General features: G+C 72.9%; 18 protein-coding genes. 12 read left to right on the forward strand and 6 right to left on the reverse strand.

Annotated elements, in window-relative coordinates:
* Positions 1 to 5 precede the first annotated feature (5 nt).
* Positions 6 to 1,220 carry a PLP-dependent aminotransferase family protein gene (locus CXH06_RS17175; RefSeq protein ID WP_114856422.1) on the forward strand — a complete coding sequence of 405 codons (1,215 nt, stop codon included), beginning with the start codon at positions 6 to 8 and terminating at the stop codon, positions 1,218 to 1,220.
* 21 nt (positions 1,221 to 1,241) lie between these two features.
* Here CXH06_RS17175 and CXH06_RS17180 read toward each other — a convergent pair whose 3' ends face one another.
* Genes CXH06_RS17180 through CXH06_RS17190 form a run of 3 tightly spaced genes read right to left on the reverse strand, consistent with a single transcriptional unit; the run spans position 1,242 to position 4,193 of the window.
* Positions 1,242 to 1,985, reverse strand: coding sequence for a bifunctional 2-polyprenyl-6-hydroxyphenol methylase/3-demethylubiquinol 3-O-methyltransferase UbiG (locus CXH06_RS17180; protein ID WP_114856423.1), 744 nt, complete (start codon positions 1,983 to 1,985; stop codon positions 1,242 to 1,244).
* Between the two features lie 7 nt (positions 1,986 to 1,992).
* Complete coding sequence (locus CXH06_RS17185; RefSeq protein ID WP_114856424.1) at positions 1,993 to 3,516, reverse strand: hypothetical protein; 1,524 nt, start codon at positions 3,514 to 3,516, stop codon at positions 1,993 to 1,995.
* Complete coding sequence (locus CXH06_RS17190; protein ID WP_114856425.1) at positions 3,513 to 4,193, reverse strand: ATP-binding cassette domain-containing protein; 681 nt, start codon at positions 4,191 to 4,193, stop codon at positions 3,513 to 3,515. The genes CXH06_RS17185 and CXH06_RS17190 overlap by 4 nt, the downstream gene beginning before the upstream one ends.
* Before the next feature lie 414 nt (positions 4,194 to 4,607).
* On the opposite strand from CXH06_RS17190, the gene CXH06_RS17195 reads away from it, so the two are divergent.
* Positions 4,608 to 5,138: a CarD family transcriptional regulator gene (locus CXH06_RS17195; RefSeq protein WP_114856426.1), complete on the forward strand. Its 531-nt coding sequence runs from the start codon at positions 4,608 to 4,610 to the stop codon at positions 5,136 to 5,138.
* Between the two features lie 11 nt (positions 5,139 to 5,149).
* Here the strand turns inward: CXH06_RS17195 and CXH06_RS17200 are convergent, their stop codons facing one another.
* Together CXH06_RS17200 and CXH06_RS17205 are read right to left on the reverse strand one after the other, a co-directional pair.
* Positions 5,150 to 6,475, reverse strand: a complete 1,326-nt coding sequence (locus CXH06_RS17200; RefSeq protein ID WP_114856427.1) for an MFS transporter — start codon at positions 6,473 to 6,475, stop codon at positions 5,150 to 5,152.
* 88 nt (positions 6,476 to 6,563) lie between these two features.
* A complete protein-coding gene (locus CXH06_RS17205; protein WP_114856428.1) occupies positions 6,564 to 7,223 on the reverse strand; it encodes an SRPBCC domain-containing protein in 660 nt (219 codons plus the stop codon).
* Between the two features lie 160 nt (positions 7,224 to 7,383).
* Between CXH06_RS17205 and CXH06_RS17210 the strand changes: the two genes are divergently transcribed.
* The 8 genes from CXH06_RS17210 (at position 7,384) to CXH06_RS17245 (ending at position 15,485) form a co-directional block, all read left to right on the forward strand.
* Positions 7,384 to 8,121 (forward strand): HAD family phosphatase, encoded by a 738-nt coding sequence (locus CXH06_RS17210; RefSeq protein ID WP_114856429.1) that lies wholly within the window; start codon positions 7,384 to 7,386, stop codon positions 8,119 to 8,121.
* Positions 8,118 to 10,664, forward strand: coding sequence for a glycoside hydrolase family 65 protein (locus CXH06_RS17215; protein WP_114856430.1), 2,547 nt, complete (start codon positions 8,118 to 8,120; stop codon positions 10,662 to 10,664). Before CXH06_RS17210 ends, CXH06_RS17215 begins: the two co-directional genes overlap by 4 nt.
* 101 nt (positions 10,665 to 10,765) lie before the next feature.
* Entirely contained in the window at positions 10,766 to 11,950 is a 1,185-nt protein-coding gene (locus CXH06_RS17220) for a YihY/virulence factor BrkB family protein (RefSeq protein WP_232820411.1), read from the forward strand.
* Positions 11,947 to 12,513, forward strand: a complete 567-nt coding sequence (gene def / locus CXH06_RS17225; RefSeq protein ID WP_114856432.1) for a peptide deformylase — start codon at positions 11,947 to 11,949, stop codon at positions 12,511 to 12,513. Before CXH06_RS17220 ends, def begins: the two co-directional genes overlap by 4 nt.
* A 208-nt stretch (positions 12,514 to 12,721) precedes the next feature.
* Positions 12,722 to 13,147, forward strand: coding sequence for a ubiquinol-cytochrome c reductase iron-sulfur subunit (locus CXH06_RS17230; protein WP_114856433.1), 426 nt, complete (start codon positions 12,722 to 12,724; stop codon positions 13,145 to 13,147).
* Between the two features lie 6 nt (positions 13,148 to 13,153).
* Positions 13,154 to 14,029, forward strand: a complete 876-nt coding sequence (gene trmB, locus CXH06_RS17235) for a tRNA (guanosine(46)-N7)-methyltransferase TrmB (RefSeq protein ID WP_114856434.1) — start codon at positions 13,154 to 13,156, stop codon at positions 14,027 to 14,029.
* Positions 14,026 to 15,078, forward strand: coding sequence for an LCP family protein (locus tag CXH06_RS17240; RefSeq protein ID WP_114856435.1), 1,053 nt, complete (start codon positions 14,026 to 14,028; stop codon positions 15,076 to 15,078). Before trmB ends, CXH06_RS17240 begins: the two co-directional genes overlap by 4 nt.
* Positions 15,079 to 15,134: 56 nt before the next feature.
* Entirely contained in the window at positions 15,135 to 15,485 is a 351-nt protein-coding gene (locus CXH06_RS17245) for a DUF4235 domain-containing protein (protein WP_232820412.1), read from the forward strand.
* A gap of 74 nt (positions 15,486 to 15,559) precedes the next feature.
* On the opposite strand, the gene phoU is transcribed toward CXH06_RS17245, so the two are convergent.
* Positions 15,560 to 16,240: a phosphate signaling complex protein PhoU gene (phoU, locus tag CXH06_RS17250; protein ID WP_114856437.1), complete on the reverse strand. Its 681-nt coding sequence runs from the start codon at positions 16,238 to 16,240 to the stop codon at positions 15,560 to 15,562.
* 173 nt (positions 16,241 to 16,413) lie between these two features.
* On the opposite strand from phoU, the gene CXH06_RS17255 reads away from it, so the two are divergent.
* On the forward strand, positions 16,414 to 17,727 hold the full coding sequence (locus CXH06_RS17255; protein WP_114856438.1) for a cell wall metabolism sensor histidine kinase WalK: 1,314 nt from the start codon (positions 16,414 to 16,416) through the stop codon (positions 17,725 to 17,727).
* A gap of 1 nt (position 17,728) precedes the next feature.
* Positions 17,729 to 18,418 carry a response regulator transcription factor gene (locus CXH06_RS17260; protein ID WP_114856439.1) on the forward strand — a complete coding sequence of 230 codons (690 nt, stop codon included), beginning with the start codon at positions 17,729 to 17,731 and terminating at the stop codon, positions 18,416 to 18,418.
* Positions 18,419 to 18,493: the final 75 nt, after the last annotated feature.

The following is an 18,493-nucleotide window of genomic DNA, read 5'->3' on the forward strand; positions in this document are numbered from 1 at the left end:
AGCTGATGACCGTGTCCCCCGCGCCCGAGACCGCGCAGCCGTTCCGCTTCCCCGTCGCCGCCCGCTATGCCGGGATGGAGTCCTCCCCGCTGAAGGACATCTTCTCCCTCGCCGCGCGCGAGGACGTGACCTCCTTCGCCGGCGGCATCCCGGACCCCGCGCTCTTCGCTCTCGAGGACGTCCGGGCCTGCTACGACTGGGTGCTCACCCACCGGGGCCACCGTGCCCTCCAGTACGGGGTCAGCGAGGGCGAGCCGGAGCTGCGCGAGCAGGCCGCGCGCCGCCTCTCGCGGGAGGTGGCGACCGACGCCTCCCAGATCCGGGTCACCTCCGGGTCCCAGGAGGGGCTGTTCGTCGTGGCCCAGGCGCTGCTGGAGCCGGGGGACGTGGTGCTCGTGGAGTCCCCGACGTATCTCGCCGCCGTGCAGGCCTTCTCCGTGCACGGTGCCCGGATGGTGGGCGTGGAGACCGATGACGACGGTGTGGTCCCCGGCGCCCTCGAGGAGGCGATCCGCACCCACCATCCGCGGATGGTGTACCTGATCCCCACCTTCCAGAACCCCACCGGGAGGACCATGCCGGTGGCCCGCCGCGAGGCCGTCGCCGAGGTGCTCCGGCGCACCGGGGTGCCGCTCGTGGAGGACGATCCCTACGGCGCGCTGAGCTTCACCGGCAGCACCTGGGCGCCCATCGCGGCCCTGCCCGGCATGGGCGAGCGCACCATCCTGCTGAACTCGATGAGCAAGCTCATGAGCCCCGGAGTGCGGATCGGCTGGATGCGCGCCGAGGGGCCGGTGCTCGACACCCTCGCCGTCGCCAAGGCCGCGATCTCGATGCAGTCCTCCGTGGTGGACCAGCTGACCGTGGCGCGCTATCTCGAGACGGCCGATCTCGAGGGGCACATCGCGCGCGTCAGCGCCGTCTACCGCGAGCGCCGGGACGCGATGGCCCGGGCGATCGCCCCGGTGCTGCCCGCGGGCGCGCACGTGACGCACCCCGACGGCGGGATGTTCCTGTGGGCGGCGCTCGGCGAGGGCTACGACGCGCAGGACATGCTCGCCGAGGCGGTCGAGGCCGGTGTGGCCTACCTCCCGGGCTGGTCGTTCTTCGCCGAGCGTCCGGATCGCTCGACCATGCGCCTGAGCTTCGTGACCCATTCCCCCGCCGTCATCGAGGAGGCGATCGGCCGCCTCGGCGCGGTCATCGCCCGGCACGGCTGACCGGCTGCGGGCGGCGGTCCCTCAGCGCCCGGCGTGCCCGCCGCCGGGGGCGCCGGGGTCCTCGGGCTTCTGCCAGCGCAGGGTGGCCCGGAAGCCCTCGCGGCGCCGGATCACCGCGCCGGGGAGCAGCAGATCCGCGCGCTCCCGCAGCGTGGCCAGCGACCAGGACGCCTCCTGCACAGGCATCGGCGCGCCCGTGGCGGGGGCGGGATCCCGCACCGGCCGCGGGTGCTTGATCATCCCGATCAGCGGGTTGGTCAGGACATTGGCGATGTCCCAGATCTGGTCGACGGCGCCCTCGGGCCGCGCGAGGGTCACCACCAGCAGCCGTCCCCCGGGACGCAGCAGGTCGCGCGCCTCGGCGAACGCCCGGTCGAGCTCCATGTGGTGGAGGGAGGCGATCATGGTGACGGCGTCGTAGGCGCCCGCCCGCTCCTCCCGCTCCGCGAGCTCACCGAGGCTGCAGCGCCGGATGCGCACCCGTCGCCGGTCCCGGAAGCGGGTGGCGGAGGCGTAGGCCATGCCCTGGTCGGGATCGATCCCGTCCACCCGCGCGGCCCGCGCGGCGAGCGCCTCCACGAGGGCTCCGCGGCCGCAGCCGACGTCGAGCACGCGGGCGGCCTGCTCCGGCAGGGAGCGCAGGATCCAGCCGTGGAAGTGGGCGTTGTGGTCCCAGGGGTGGCGGGCGTTGAGCCGTCCCAGCAGGCGGCCGGCCCGGCGGATCAGGGGGTTCGGGGTGGTGCGGACGTTCCAGGCGTCGGTCATCCTCGGGTCAGCTCCTCAGTGCGCGCAGGCGGCCCAGCGCCCACAGTGTCATCATCCCGGTCAGGACGGCGGATCCGCCCGCGATCCAGGCCGGTCCCAGCAGGGCGAGACCGGCGAGCACGGCGCCGGCCAGGATCGCGAGCAGCAGCGCATCGGCCTGCCAGGCCAGCATCGGCAGCACCGACAGGTCCCCCTGCGGGGTGGGCATCGGTGTGGACAGGGCCAGCGGCATCGGGCCCTTCGCGGCGTCCCGCATCCGCCCGGCCACGAGCACCGGAGCGAGGGCGAGGGGGAGCAGCAGGGCGTCGAGCGCCGCGCGATCCCCCGCACCGGCCGTCCACCACAGGACACCCCCGCCGAGGGCGGCGAGAGCGCTCAGCAGCAGCATCGGCGCCACGGCATGCAGCGCCACCTGCACCGCGGCGGACTGCCCGAACAGACCGGGGGCGCCGAGCGTGTGCACACCGTGGCGCAGGCCGTCGACGAGCGCCCCGCTGGCTCCCCACAGCGCCGCCGCCCCGAGCAGCACCGCTCCCCCGCGCAGCGGCCCCTCCAGCAGGATCGATCCGCCCAGCACCGCGGCGGCCAGCAGCGCGCCGAGGACGGCGACGACGAACCGCTCGGGGCTGCGGAGCCAGGTCACGGCGTCGCGCCGCGCGTACAGCAGCACCAGGGGACCGCCGCCGATCGCGGGCAGCGCGCGGCCGGTGGTCGGCGGCGGGCGGAACGTCCCGACGGCGGCCGCCAGGTCCCCGGAGGTCGCGACGATGGTCGCGGACTCCCAGCGCGCCGCCTGCTCGGCCAGCACCCGGCCCCGCAGCCGGTCCAGCAGCGCCGCACCGACGAGCACCGCGAGGATCCCGCCCCCCAGCAGCACGAGGGCCCAGGCGAGGGGACCGACCGCTCCGTCAGGGCCGACGGGATACACCCCGGCCGGGCCGCCGGCCCCGGGGAGCACGGCGACCAGGAGCGCCGCCGAGGCCAGGGCGAGGGCCAGCAGGCGCCGCGGCCCGGCCGTCAGCAGCTCACCGGCCAGCCACGCGGCGCCCAGCAGGAGGCCGGCCCCCACGGCGGCGACCACGAACGTCGTCGCCGCGGCGGCATCCGTCCCTCCGGCGCTGAGCAGCGTCGCCCCGAGCAGGGCGGCGAGGACGGCGGAGGCGAGCGCGAGCACCGCCAGGGAGCGGGCGAAGGGGCGGCGCAGCACGACGCGCCGCCGGATCCCGCTCGCGGCGAGGGTCGCGGTGAGGAACGGGGACAGCAGGGCGGGCCCCCGGATCGCGCCGAGCAGGACGGCCGCGGCGGCGAGAGCCAGGGCGAGGACGGATGCGACCCGCGGCGCGCCCTCGGCCAGCAGCATCGGCAGCACATCGGGCCGAGCCAGGGCCTCCCCGGCCGCGAGCAGGGCGGGCACCCCGATGATCAGGGCCGTGAGCACCGCGAGGTAGACGAGGTACAGCACGTCGCCGCGGGTCCGAGCCCGCGTGCGCTGGGCCCAGACCTCCCGGACGGCGGCGAGCTCGGCGCTCATGCGGCCCCCTCGAGGTGGAGCCGGTGATCGGCCAGCTCCTCGAGCAGCCGCGGGCTGTGGGTCGCCATCACCAGGGCGGTGCCCGCCGCGGCCCGGGCACGCAGCGCGGCGATGACCAGGCCCTGCCGATGAGTGTCGAGGCGCTGCTCGGGCTCGTCCAGCAGCAGCACGCGGGCGGGGCGCGCGAGCGTCAGGGCGAGGGAGACCAGCTGCGTCTGACCGCTCGAGAGCTCGTGCGGGAAGCGTCGGCCGAGGGCCCGGATCTCGAGCTCCTCGAGCAGCGCCTCGCCCCGGTCGCGCGCGGTGGCGGCGCCCGCTCCCCAGGTGGCACCGATGAACTGGAGGTGCTCGAGGACGGTGAGATCGCGGGCGGTCTGCGGCGGCCCGATCAGCGCGGCCAGGGCGCTGCGGAAGCGGCGATCACGCTCATCGGGGCGACGGCCGAGGACGCGGACCGTGCCCGCCGTGGGTTCCAGGAGCCCGGCCAGCACCCGCAGCAGGGTCGTCTTGCCGGCACCGTTGGCTCCGGTCAGCGCGAGGACCTCGCCGCCCGCGACGCTCTCCGTGGCCTCGAGCAGCAGGACGTTCCCGTCGAGGACCACTCCGACGCCCTCGACCTGCACCAGCGCGCCGCCGGCGACCTCCGCGTCGTCCCGGCCGCCCCGTCCGCTGCCCATCCTCCGCATGCTTCCTCCGCCCCCCCCGCTCCTCGTCCCCGACGCACGGTGTGCGCGACACCCCTCCATCTGACCTCATCGCACCCCTCCCGGGCCCCCGACTTCCGTCTCTCTCCACCCCTCGGACCGTCCAGGACGACCTCGATGTCCACCGGTCCCGCGCACGGTGGCACCGGGCGGTCCCTGTGACGCATGCGGAGACGTCACCCCCTGGAGAACCTGTCAGAACCGTGAGAGGATGGGGGTGCGCCGACGTCGGTGCCGCGGCCTGCTCCGACTGGCCCAGCGGCACTCGAGCCGCCCGAGATTCCGCATCCGTGCCCCGACCGGGCCCCGGCGATGCGGGCTGCGGCCGCCACGACCTCACCCGAGCCGCGGCACCGTCGGCGCGCAGGTCCACCCAGGAGGTTCCCCGTGTCCGTCGCCGCAACTCCCGCCGCCCCGACTCCCGGAGACGTGCTCACCCACCCGGTCCACGGTCCCGTGCGCATCGTCTCCACCTGCACCCGTAGCGTCCGCGGCGAGGACCGGCAGTACGTCGACCTGGAGATGATCGGCGGAGAGATGCGGATCTCCGTGCCCGCCGACGGCAAGGACGTGATCGGCCTGCGCCCGCTGCTCGCCGAGGACGAGATCGCGGGGCTGATCGACCAGCTCGGCGCGCCGATCGAGCCGCTGGAGAAGAAGGCCTCCTGGGCGCACCGGATCAAGTCGCTGCAGATGCAGCTGCAGACCGGGCGGCTCACCGATCGGGTGGAGGTCATCCGCTCGATCGTCCGCGACTCCGGAGGCGTCCCCTCCAGCCTCGCGGAGCGCACGCTGCTGCAGTCCGCGATCGATCCGCTGGCCGCCGAGATCGCGATCGCCCGCTCGGTCCCCCGCGACGAGGCCGTGCAGCTCCTGCAGAGCACCGCCCGGGCCGCCGCCGAGCACGCCGCCGCCTAGAGGCACTAGCCTCACCGGCCGGACCGCCCGCGGGTCCCGCCGGAGGGCGTGACCCGGGGCAGCACCCGGGCCAGCCACAGCCCGCCCGCCACGCAGAGCCCACCGGTCGCGGCGCCGGCGATCGCCACCGGGGCCACCAGGGTGATCGCGGTGACCACGAGCGGGGCGGCGAGCCTGCCCGCCCCGAGCATCGTGTTCCACCACGCCAGGTATCCCGTCCTGCCGTGCACCGGGGAGACGTCCACCCCCAGGGTCATGACGATCCCCGAGCCCATGCCGTTGCCGAGGCCGATCAGCAGCGTGGGCACCACCAGGGCGACCAGGGCGGCGCCGGTCCCCTGCCCGGCGAGCAGGGTGCCCAGCACGGCCAGCAGGAGGAATCCCGCCCCCATCAGCAGAGCGCAGGGGACGGCGACGGCGGCGCGGCCGAAGCGGTCCATGAGCGACCCGGCGGGCAGCACCAGCAGGATCTCGAGGGCGGCGCTGACGCCGAAGACGATGGAGATCCACACCGGGTCCAGCCCCAGGGCGTCGCCGAGCAGCGGCACGATCACCGGACGGTTCACCCGCGCCATCATCACCGGGGCGATGCCCAGGCCCACGGCTGCCATCCGCCCCAGCACCGCCCGGTCCAGCCGCCGACGCGCCGCGCTGCGGGCGACGCGGTCGCGACGCCGCGGCCGGGGCACACCGCGCGCCTCGCCCGGAGGCAGGAAGACGGCGATCATGAGCGTGCCCGCGGCGGCGGTGACCGCGAACAGGAGGAAGACCCCGGCCATCGAGCCCAGGGTCATCACGAGTGCGCCGAGCAGCGGGCCGATCACCTCGCCGAGCCGGATGACGCCGCCGAACAGGGTCATCCCCCGGGCCCGCATCATCGGTGGCAGGGCCGTGCCCAGGTAGGCCTGGCGGCCCAGCTGCCAGACCTGCGTGCTGATCGCCATCACCAGCAGCAGGCCGATCAGCGTCAGCCGATGGGCGAGGTCCCCGCCGTCGCCGCCCAGCGCGGGGCCGATCAGCAGGAAGGCGGCCAGGTTGGAGGCCACCAGCAGCCCGCCGGTGATCACGAGCGCGAGGCGCGCGCCCAGGCGGGAGATGACCCGGCCGGCGGGGATCGGGCCCAGGAACGAGGTGAGCCCGAAGATGGTGGACAGGGCCGCGGCCTGCGGGACGCTGAAGCCGAGGTCGCGGGCGAGCAGCGGGATGACCGGCATCAGAGCGGCCAGGCCCACGAACTCGAGCAGGCTGGGCCCGTACACCGAGGGGACCAGCGACCGCAGCACCTGCGCGGGAGTGCGCGGACCCCGCGGCGAGGAGCGCGGCGAGGGGGTGGTCACGGGCGCAGTGTCTCACCAGGTCGTGAGCCTGGGCAAAGATCTCCAGGACGCGGACGCGGACGGTGCCGCCGTGCGGGCGCCCGGCGGCTCAGACCCCCAGCTGGCGCCGCGCGGCCTCGACCTCGCCGCGGCGCGCGGCGGCCTCGTCCACCCCGGCGGCGACCGACTGCGCCGCCCATCGCACCGACCACGCCCGCACCACCGCGGCGCCCTCCGTGCTGCGCAGCCAGTCCCGGGTCGGGGCCGGTGCGTCGAGGAGGCAGCCGGCGCGCCAGCCGCCGGTGTGCGCGGCGAGAGCGAGCAGCGCGATCTCCCAGGGCATCGCGAGGGCTCCCGGACCCGCCCGGTCGAACTCCGCGCGATCGACGAGGGCGGTGCGGACCAGGCGCAGTCGCGTGGTGCCGTCGTCCTCCGGATCGAGGCGCAGCTGGAACGGCTCGACGAGGTCGTGACGGATCCAGTGCAGCGCGATCCGGTGGGGCTCCTCGACCTCGAGGATCTCGCCCTCGGCGCCGTCCGGCGCGCGGAAGCGCCCGCCCTCGCGAAGGTCTCCGGTGACCGGACCGTACCAGCGCCCGAGCTGCTCGGCCCGCGTGAGCAGGGGCCACAGCTGCGCCGGGGCGAGGGTGAGGTTCGTGGCCAGGGTCAGCGAGACCCGCAGCAGAGGGCGTCCTTCCCGGACCTGCTCCTCGATCTCGAGCTCGCGGCGCACCGCGTCGACCACGGGCAGCGACTCCGTGACAGTCATCTTCTCCTCGGAAGGGTCTCAGCCGCTCCGCGCCGGCGCAGCGCGCGGGCGCGGACCCTGGAAGGGTAGCCCACGGATCCCTCGGGCGTCACGGCCCCGATCCCGCGCCCATCCCGTGGAGCGCAGGTGCCGGCGAGCGCGGTGGCCGTACGATGGCCGCGTGGCTGACGCATCACGCTTCCGACCGGCCGACTTCACGGCGCATCTGTTCGATCTGGACGGGGTCATCACCCCCACCGCCGAGGTGCACATGCGCGCCTGGGCCCGCATGTTCGACGGCTTCCTCTCCTCCTGGGAGGATCAGGCGCCCTACACGGACGCGGACTACTTCGCCCACGTCGACGGGCGTCCGCGCTACGACGGGGTGCGGGCCTTCCTCGCCTCGCGCGGGATCACCCTCGCCGAGGGCACGGACTCCGACCCCGGCGACCAGCCGGTCGGCGAGGAGACCGTGCGCGGGCTCGGCAACCGCAAGAACGATCTGGTCCTGGCCCTGATCCGGGCCGAGGGCGTGACGCCCTACCCGGGGACGGTCGCCTATCTCGAAGCGCTGCCCGCGGGGGCACGCCCGGCGATCGTCTCCTCCTCGCGCAACGCCGAGGAGGTGCTTCGCGGCGCCGGGCTGCTGGAGCGGTTCGAGCACATCGTCGACGGCAACGTCGCCGCCCGCGAGGGGCTTCCCGGCAAGCCCTCCCCCGACACCTTCCTGCACGCCGCCGCCCTCCTCGGGGTCCCCGCGGAGCGCGCCGTGGTCTACGAGGACGCCGTCTCCGGGGTCAGGGCCGGGGCCGCCGGCGGCTTCGGAGCCGTCGTCGGCGTCGACCGCGGTGCCGGGGAGGCGGAGCTGGCCGCCGCCGGCGCCACTCTCGTCGTGTCCGACCTGGAGGAGATCGCATGACCCGCCTGCGCTCCGTGCCCGCCGACCCCGTCGACCGCACCCGCCTGCCCATCGACGAGTGGCGCCTGGTGGAATCGCGCCCCAGCGAGGACCTGGGCCTGATGGAGACCCTGTTCGCCACCGCCAACGGCTATCTGGGCATGCGCGGCACCCCCTCGGAGGGCCGTGACGCGGCCAAGCACGGCACCTTCCTCAACGGCTTCCACGAGACCTGGCCCATCCACCATGCCGAGTCCGCCTTCGGCTTCGCCCGGGTGGGGCAGACCATGATCTCGGTCCCCGACTCCTCGGTGATCAAGCTCTACGTCGACGACGAGCCGCTGCTGCTCTCCATCGCCGATCTCGAGGAGTACGAGCGCTGGATCGACTTCCGCGAGGGGGTGCTGCATCGGGAGCTGATCTGGCGCACGCCCGCCGGCAAGCGGGTCCAGGTCAGCACCTCCCGCCTGGTCTCCTTCACGCAGCGCCACCTCGCCCTGATGACCATGGAGGTCACGATGCTCGAGGGGGACGCGCCGATCGCGATCTCCTCGCAGATCATCAATCGCCAGGACTTCCAGGACGACTTCGGCAAGGGCGTGGACGGCGGCCCGATCATGGACAAGGCCGATCCGCGCCGGACCACCGACTTCGCCCAGCGTGTGCTGCTGCCGCAGCAGGACTGGCACAGCGACCGCCGCATGCTGCTGGGCTACCGGGTCGCGGATTCGGGGATGACGCTCGCCGTCGGCGCCGATCACGAGGTCAGCTCGGACGCCGAGGTCGAGCAGCTCGTGGACACCTCGCCGGATCTGGGCCGCCAGGTGATCCGCGCGCATCTCCACCAGGGCTCCCATCTCACGGTGCGCAAGTCCGTCACCTACCACTCCTCGCGCTCGGTCCCCCACCGCGAGCTGTTCGACCGGGGCCGGCGCACCCTGGATCGTGTGCGTGCCGAGGGCTTCGAGGCGCAGCTCGAGGATCAGCGTCGCTATCTCGCGGACTTCTGGGAGCGCTCGGACGTGCAGCTGCCGGGGCAGCCCGCCGAGCAGCAGGCCACCCGCTGGTGCCTGTTCCAGCTCGCCCAGGCCGCCGCCCGCTCCGACCAGTGGGGGATCCCGGCCAAGGGTGTCTCCGGCTCCGGCTACGAGGGGCACTACTTCTGGGACACCGAGGTGTACGTGGTCCCCTTCCTCACCTTCACCAACCCCGCCTGGGCCCGCAACGCCCTCCGCTTCCGCACGAACCTGCTGCCCAAGGCCCGCGAGCGCGCCCGGGAGCTGAACCAGCGCGGGGCGCTGTACCCCTGGCGCACCATCAACGGCGACGAGGCCTCGGCGTACTACGCCGCGGGCACCGCCCAGTACCACATCAACGCCGACGTCGCCTATGCCTTCAGCCAGTACGTGGACGTCACCGGTGACCTCGACTTCCAGCGCCGCGAGGGCGTCGAGGTGCTGGTGGAGACCGCCCGGATGTGGGCGGACCTCGGCTTCTGGCGCCTGACGCCCGATGGCCGCTCGAGCTTCCACATCCACGGCGTCACCGGCCCGGACGAGTACACCACCGTGGTCAACAACAACATGTTCACCAACGTCATGGCGCGCCACAACCTGCGCCGGGCGGCGCGGGCGGTGCGGGAGCTGCGCGAGGCCGATGCGGAGGGGTACGCGACCCTGCGGACCCTGCTCGACCTCGACGAGATGGAGCTCGAGCAGTGGGACGCCTGCGCGGACGGCATGTCCATCTCCAAGGATGAGGCGCTGGGCATCCACCTCCAGGAGGACCGCTTCCTCGAGCGGGAGATCTGGGACCTCTCGAGCACGCCGGAGGAGGCCTTTCCGCTGCTGCTGCACTTCCACCCGCTGGTGATCTATCGCTTCCAGGTGCTCAAGCAGGCCGACGTGGTGCTCGCCCTCTTCCTGCGCGGCAGCGAGTTCACGGCGGAGGAGAAGAAGGCCGACTTCGAGTACTACGACCCGATCACCACCGGGGACTCCTCGCTCTCCGCCGTCGTGCAGTCGATCATGGCCGCGGAGGTGGGGCATCAGAAGGCGGCGCTGGACTACTTCCGGGCGGGGCTCTTCGTGGACCTCGGCAACCTCCACCACAACACGGACGACGGGGTGCACGTCGCCTCCGCCGGCGGAGTGTGGAATGCCCTGATCCACGGCTTCGGGGGTATGCGGCACGACGAGGGCGAGCTGTCCTTCGATCCCCGCCTGCCGACCGACTGGCCGGAGCTGTCCTTCCCGATCACGCTGCGGGGCTCGAGGTTCCGCGTGCGCCTGGTGCGCGAGGAGATCTCCTTCACGCTCGAGTCCGGCGCCGAGGTCGGGGTCTCGGTGCGGGGGCAGGACGTCACGGTGACCTCCGAGGGCGTCGCGGTGCCGCTCGCCGACCAGGGGCCGGTGCTCGACGACGCCGTGCTGGCCAGGCCCGTCGGCCTGGGGGACACCCGTGCGGACGGATCGATCATGACCTCTCACGTGCCCGGCGATCCCGACGACCCGTGGGAGTTCCCGGTCGCCGATGATCCCGACGACATCGTCGAGGGGAGCTGAGCGCCGCTCCGTCGGTCCGCGCCCGGGCCGACGGGGTGGGCTAGGCTCCCCAGCGCCCGTCCCGGGCATCCGTCCCCTCCAGAGACCGGAGCTGCAGCACGGTGACCGCTGACCGCACACGCCGGACCGGGCCGGTGGTCGAGTACGCCCGGCCCCGGCTCACGGTCCTGCACGTCCTGAACCGGGTGCGGATGCGGCTGCTGGACATCCAGGTGTGGGACGTCGCCGGGACGATGACCTTCTACCTGCTGCTGTCGATCTTCCCGGGAGCGGTCGCGGTGGTCTCGACCATGTCCCTGATCGGCTTCGAGACCGAGCCGCTCGGCGCGTTGGCCGGGATGATCACCGAGATCTTCCCGACCCTGGACCCGGAGCCCTTCCTCGCCGCGATCCAGGCGGTCTCCTCCACCAGCGGCGGCGTGCTGGGGCTGCTGCTGGGCACCTTCGGCTCCCTGGTCTCCGCCTCCAACGGGGTGGCCGCCTTCCACCGTGCGATGCATCGCGTCTATGACACGCGGGAGGGCCGTCCCTTCCTCTGGTTCCGCACCATCGTGTTCGGCGAGACGGTGCTGATCACCTCCGTGGTCCTGCTGGCGATCGGCATGATCATCGTCGGCGGCGACGCCTCCCAGCGGATCGGCGAGTTCATCGGCATCCCGCGCATCGCCTTCGCCGCCTGGAACCTCGTGAAGTGGCCGATCCTGCTGGCCATCCTGATCATCGGGGTCTCCCTCGCCTACTACCTGTTCCCCAACGTGCGCCTCCCCCGCTACCGCCTCATGACGCTCGGCTCCACGCTCAGCGTGCTGGTGCTGTTCGGATCCGCCCTGGCCGCGGGGCGCCTGATGGTCTACGCCACCCGCTTCGCCGAGGTGCTCACCGTGCTCAACGGTCTCATCGCGATCCTGCTGCTGATGTGGCTGGCGAACATCGTGGTGGTCTCGGGAGCGGCGTTGGACGCGGAGTTCCTGCGGGCGCGGCAGATCGCCAGCGGGATCGACGCCTGGCACCACATCGAGCTGGCACCGCACGCCACCCACACCCTCGACTTCCTCGCCGCCGATGCCGGGGAGGCGGAGGAGATCGGGCGCGCGGTCGCGGCGGCCACGAGGTCCGGGCAGCCGCTGCGCCGGACGCGGAGCCCGTGGATCGTCGACGCCCGCAACCCGCTGGCCGTGAACCCGCCGACGCGCTACCGCATCACAAGTCTCCCCGCCGAGGAGACCACGCCCCCGCGCACCGCTGACCCCAGCGATCGCCCGCACCGAGGAGAGCCCCCCGCATGACCGTCCGCCCGATCACCATCGTCGGCCACCGCGCCCTCTCCCAGCGCACCCGCCGGGTCCGGGAGATCACCGACGAGCTCCGCGTGCTGGTCGCGGACATGTTCGAGACCAACGACGCCGCCGACGGCGCCGGCCTCGCCGCACCGCAGGTCGGCTCCCGGGCACGGCTGTTCGTCTACTCCTGCCCCGACGCGGACGGCGAGCTGCGCCGCGGCGTGGTCATCAACCCCCGGCTCGAACGGTTCGGCGGGATCGCTCTCGACGAGGAGACCCTCGAGGGCTGCCTGTCGGTGCCGGGCGAGAGCTACCCCACCGCCCGTCATCGAGGTGCCCGCGTGCGCGGCACCGACCTGGAGGGCGCGGAGGTGGTCGTCGAGGACGAGGGCGGCGTCCTGGCCCGTGCGCTGCAGCACGAGATGGATCACCTGGACGGCACGCTGTACCTGGACCGGCTCGTCCCGGCCCGCCGCCGCGAGGCGCTGGACGCCGTGACCGCCCGCGGCTGGCGCGCCGGAGGGATCCTCACCTGGGACCCCCGCGAGCTGGAGGCTCACAACGTCTGATCGACGTACTGCCGAGGGACGAGGCGGGAGGAGATCAGACCACGGAGCGCCGCTGATCGACGTACTGCCGAGGGACGAGGCGGGAGGAGATCAGACCACGGAGCGCCGCTGATCGACGTACTGCCGAGTGACGAGGCGGGAGGAGAACAGACCGACAAGCGCCTCCGAGGGGCGGTGCGTCCCCAGGGACGCTGGCTATCCTGGCGGGATGGAACGACCGTGCCTCTCCCGCCGCCTCGCCCTCCTGCTCCCCGCCTCCGCGGCCGGGCTGGGAGGACTCGCCGCCTGCGCCCCCGAGGACGAGGGCTTCGGCACCGCGGAGCCGCTGCGTGCGGACGACGGCGCCGTTCCGCTGGAGGACGTCCCGGAGAACGCCAGCACCCTCGTGAACTTCGGCGGTGATCAGCCGTTCGTGCTGCTGGTCCGCGGCACCGGCGAGGACATCGCCGGGTACTCCGGGTACTGCACCCACAACGGCTGCGCTCTGAGCCAGGCCGGGACCGAGCTGGACTGCCCGTGCCACGGCTCGCGCTTCGACGCCACCACCGGCGAGGTGCTGGTCGGCCCCGCCACCCGGCACCTGCCCGAGGTGCCCGTGGTGGTCGAGGGCGACCTCGTGCGCCGGGACGTCTGAGCGGCGATGAGCTCCGAGATCTCCCCGCCCTCCGGTGACGACGCCGGCACCCCTTCGCCCGCGGACGCGGCGGGAGAGGGGACGACGCATCGTGACGTGGTCTCCTTCGTCCGTCGCGGGGAGCGCCTCACGCCGGTGCGCCAGAGCGCCTGGGACCGCCTGTCCCCCGCCTATGTCCTCGATCCCCCGCGCGGAGAGCGCGACACCCTGCCCGCGCCCGGCGCGCGCCTGGACCTCGAGGAGGTCTTCGGTCGCCGCGCCGAGCTCGTGGTGGAGGTGGGCAGCGGGCTGGGCGAGAACCTCGTCGCCGCCGCCCTCGCGCACCCGGAGCGCGACCACCTGGGCGTCGAGGTCTACCGGCCGGGACTGGCCCAGACCCTGAACCGCATCGACCGTGCGGGACGGCCCGGGAACATCCGTCTGCTGCCGCTGGACGCGCAGCGGGCGCTGCCCGCCCTGCTGCCCCCCGCCTCGATCGCCGAGCTGTGGGTGTTCTTCGCCGATCCCTGGCCGAAGTCGCGGCACCACAAGCGGCGTCTGATCAACCCCCCGTTCCTCGAGGCCGTGCTCCCGCTGCTCGCGGACGGGTCCCGGTTCCGGCTGGCCACCGACTGGGCGCAGTACGCGCACCACATGCGGCGCCTGCTGGATCCCAGCGAGGACCTGGTGCTGCTGCATCCGGACGGCCCGCGCCCCGAGGGAACCTCCAGCGATCGGCTCCCGGAGGGGCTCGCGACGACGGGGTGGGCACCACGATTCGAGGGTCGTGTGAAGACCTCGTTCGAGGCGAAGGGGATCCGTGCCGGACGCCTAATATGGGATCTGGCGTACGCCCGTGCGCGCAGGCCGGCGACGGCACCCACCGAAAGGCCTCCTGAATGAACGCTCACGACGACCTCGACCTGCCCTCGGAGTGGGAGGAGGAGGGCGAGGACCGCGGCACCGAGAAGCGCCGCGGTCGCCGCGCCGCATTCATCGCCCTCGGCCTGGTCGCCGTCCTGGTGGTGGGTGTGGGCCTGGTCATCGGCAACTACCTCGGCGGGATCCGCGGCGAATACGAGAAGCGCACGGTCGTCCAGATCACGCGCGGCGCCTCCGACGGCGAGCGTCCCGAGGACCTCGACGGCACCGGGGAGAACTACCTGCTGATGGGATCGGACAAGCGCTCCGCGGAGGACGCCTCCTCGGAGGGGGTCAGCGGTCAGCGCTCGGACGTCATGATGCTCGTGCACGTCTCGGACGACAAGGAGAACGTCTACGTCACCTCCTTCCCGCGCGACCTCTACGTCCCCGTCCCGGGGTACGGCATGGACCGGATCAACTCCGCGCTCGCCTACGGCGGCGTGGGCCTCGCCGTCACCACCGTCGAGAACTACGTCGGCGTGCCGATCGATCACGTCGCCCTCATCGACTTCGACGGCATCGAGGGGCTCGTGGACAGCCTGGGCGGGGTCGACGTCGAGGTCCCGGAGTCCTTCGAGGCCGACGGCGTCGAGTTCACCGAGGGCACGCAGCACATGAGCGGCGAGGAGGCCCTCGCCTTCGTGCGCGCGCGCAAGCAGTTCTCCGACGGCGACTTCCAGCGCAACCGCAATCAGCAGGCGGTGCTCCAGGGCATCGCCAACTCGCTCATCAGCGCCGACACCCTCAGCGATCCGGGCAGGCTCACCGACACCGTCGGCGCGATCTCGCCCTACCTCACCACGGACGACGGCCTGAGCGCCTCCTCGATGGTGGAGCTGGGACTGTCCCTGCGCTCGGTCCGCAGCGGCGACATCCACTACCTCTCGGTCCCCCACGGCGGGCCGACCACCACCAGCGGCGGCGCGAGCGTGGTCGCCACCGACGACGACGCGATGGAGCCGTATCGCGAGGCGCTGCGCACGGACGACATGGGAACCTATTACGCTCAGTACGCCGGGGTGTACTGAGCTCCGGCGAGCAGATCCGCATCCGACGCCTGGAGGACCCCGTGCCCAATCCACTCGTGAGCATCGCCGTTCCGGTCGCAGGGATCGCCGCCGGCGTCGTCGGCAAGAAGGCCGCCGCCGCGGGCTGGGGAGCGGTCTTCGGGGAGGACGCCCCCACCGTGAAGGCGCAGAAGACCGCGCAGAAGGAGGCCGCCCAGCGTCGCAAGCAGGCCAAGAAGGACGGCGCCTCGCCGGCCGAGATCTCCGCCATCAAGGATCCCTCGGACGAGCAGCCCGTCTGGAAGCTGATGCTGTGGGCCACCGTCTCCGGCGTCCTCCTGCAGGGGCTGCGCGTCGCGGCCAAGCGCGGTGCGAAGGCCGGCACGGAGCGGCTGACCGCCCGCCGCCCCCACTCCAACCGCGGCTGACCCACTCCCCCTCCGCGTCCGAGAAGAGCGCCCCGCAGAGTCTGCGGGGCGCTCTTCTCGTGCGGTGCGGGGAGTCAGAACTCCTGGTTCTCCGCCTCGAGGGTGTGCGTGTCCAGGGAATCTCCCGTGACCAGGAAGCCGATGCGGCGCACCAGCGAGACGGCGTGGTCGCCGAGGCGCTCGTAGAACCGGATCAGCAGCGTCACGTCGATGATCTGCGCGTTGGTGTAGACGTCCTCGTCGCTGCGCGAGATCTCCGAGGAGATCTCCAGCAGCAGCGCATCGAGCTCGTCGTCGTCCTTCTGGACCTGCGCGGCCAGGGCCAGGTCGCGGTTCTGGATCACGGTCCCGGCCCCCTGCAGGGCCTTGATGCCGATCTCCGACATCCGCGCGATCTGCGCCCGGTGCTGCTCGGGGACCGCGATCTCGGGATGGGCTCGACGCGCCACCAGGGCGATGTGCACGGCCAGATCGCCCATCCGCTCGAGGGAGGAGCTCATGCGCAGCGCGGCCACCAGCAGCCGCAGATCCGTGGCGACCGGCGATTGGCGGGCCAGGAGCTCGACGATCTTGCCGTCGAGGTCCTCCTGGCGCTCGTCGAGATGGGGGTCGGCGGCGACCACGCGCTCGGCCAGAGCGAGGTCGCCCTCGAGCAGGGCGCTCGTCGCGCCCTCGAGAGCCTTTCCCACGAATTCGGCCATGTCGAGCAGGTCGTCGACGATATGCCGCAGGTCGCTCTGGTAGGCCTCGCGCATGGTTCGTGCTCCTCAGTCGGTAGGGGTCGTCCCCGTCATCCTCGCAATGTGGGATGAACGGAGATCGTCTCCGGGTGAACTCGAAGCGTAGCTCCCGTGAACTCCTGCGACACAACGGCCTCGCCGAGGGGCGGAGGGCGGGTTGGCCGTCGCCGGGGGCCTAGGCTGTACCGGTGCCCCTGTCTGCTCTCCTCGTGCTCGCCGGCGCGATCGGTCTGGTGATCGGCGTCGCCGCGACGCTGGCGCTCGTCCGCTCCGAGCGCAACGTGCGGGCAACCCCCATGGTGGCCGAGCAGGTGGTCCCCGATGCCGCGGCCGAGGTCCTCGCCATCCTCTCCTCCGCCTACGTCGTGCTCGATGCCAGCGGCGACGTGCTGCGCGCCTCGCCGCTGGCCTACTCCTACGGGATCGTGCGCGCGGAGGAGGGCGACTACCCCACGCTGTCCAGCCATGAGCTGCTCGAGCTCGCGACCGACGTCGGCCGCAACGGCGGCTTCCGCGACGAACGGCTCACCCTGCGCCGATCGAACCAGGCGGAGTCCGATGCCGTGATCGACGTGCGCATCGGTGCGCTCGGCGAGCACGGCGCCCTGCTGCTGGCCGACGATCTCACCCGCGCGGTGCGGGTCGAGGAGACCCGTCGCGATTTCGTGGCGAACGTGTCCCACGAGCTGAAGACCCCGGTCGGCGCGATCACCCTGCTCGCCGAGACGATGGAGGACGCCGCCGAGGACCCGGACGCCGTGCGCCGCTTCGCCGAGCGGATGCAGACGGAGACCCGCCGCCTCTCCCACCTGGTCCAGGAGATCATCGAGCTCTCGCGCGTGCAGGGCGGCTCGGCACTGCCCGACGCGGAGCCGGTGGAGATCGACGACGTCGTCGCCGACGCCGTCGGCCTGAACCGGAACTTCGCGCTGGGCTCACGCATCGAGGTGGCCGTGGGCGGCGCCGCCGGCCTGCGGGTGTTCGGCTCCGCGCCGATGCTCACCACCGCCCTGTCGAACCTGATCTCGAATGCGATCACCTATTCCGACGCGCACACCAAGGTGGGCATCTCGGTGCGGCGCGACGACGGGATGGTCGAGATCGCCGTGAAGGATCAGGGCATCGGGATCTCCAAGGAGAACCTGGAGCGGGTCTTCGAGCGCTTCTTCCGGGTGGACCGGGCGCGCTCGCGCACGACCGGGGGCTCGGGGCTCGGGCTCGCCATCGTCAAGCACATCGCCAACGACCACGGCGGTGAGGTCACCGCCTGGTCGATGCGCGGCCAGGGGTCGACCTTCACGCTGCGCCTGCCGGAGATGGGACGCACCGAGACCATCCGGGTCGGCGCCCGCTCCGTCGAGGTCTCCGCCCGCCCGCCGGGCGCGGAGACGAGCGCCGCACCGGCCGACGAGGCGTCGGCCACCAGCACCCCTGGGGCCCCCGGGCCCCAGGACGACGCACGATCCGTGGACGAGCGCCACGCGACCGGAAAGGGAAGTTGACATGACGCGAATCCTGATCGTGGAGGACGAGGAGTCCTTCTCCGACCCTCTGTCGTACTCGCTGCGCAAGGAGGGGTACGAGGTCGCCGTCGCCGACAACGGCACCGACGGGCTGCGGATCTTCTCCGCGCACGGCGCGGACCTCGTGCTGCTGGACCTCATGCTCCCCGGGATGAGCGGCACCGAGGTGTGCCGGGAGATCCGCCGCACCTCCAGCGTCCCGGTGATCATGCTGACCGCCAAGGACGACGAGTTCGACAAGGTGCTGGGGCTCGAGCTGGGGGCCGACGACTACGTCACCAAGCCGTACTCCTCGCGCGAGCTGCTGGCGCGGATCAAGGCCGTGCTGCGCCGCGGGCAGGACTCCGCGGAGGCCGAGGAGGACACCGCGCTCAGCGCCGGGAGCATCATGATGGACGTCGAGCGCCACGTGGTGCAGGTGCGCGGCGAGGACGTCTCGCTGCCCCTGAAGGAGTTCGAGCTGCTCGAGATGCTGCTGCGCAACGTGGACCGCGTGCTCACCCGCGGCCAGCTCATCGATCGGGTGTGGGGCGCGAACTACGTGGGGGACACCAAGACCCTCGACGTCCACGTCAAGCGGCTGCGGGCCAAGATCGAGGACGATCCCAAGAACCCGGTGCACCTGGTGACGGTGCGCGGGCTGGGGTACAAGTTCGAGTCCGGCACCTGAGGCCCCTCGCTCCCCCGCTCCGCGCCGGCCTCCCCGGCCCGGACGCACGGCGCCCCCGCAGCCGAGGCTGCGGGG

The organism is Brachybacterium sp. YJGR34 (assembly GCF_003347015.1).
In the GTDB taxonomy this organism is placed as follows: domain Bacteria; phylum Actinomycetota; class Actinomycetes; order Actinomycetales; family Dermabacteraceae; genus Brachybacterium.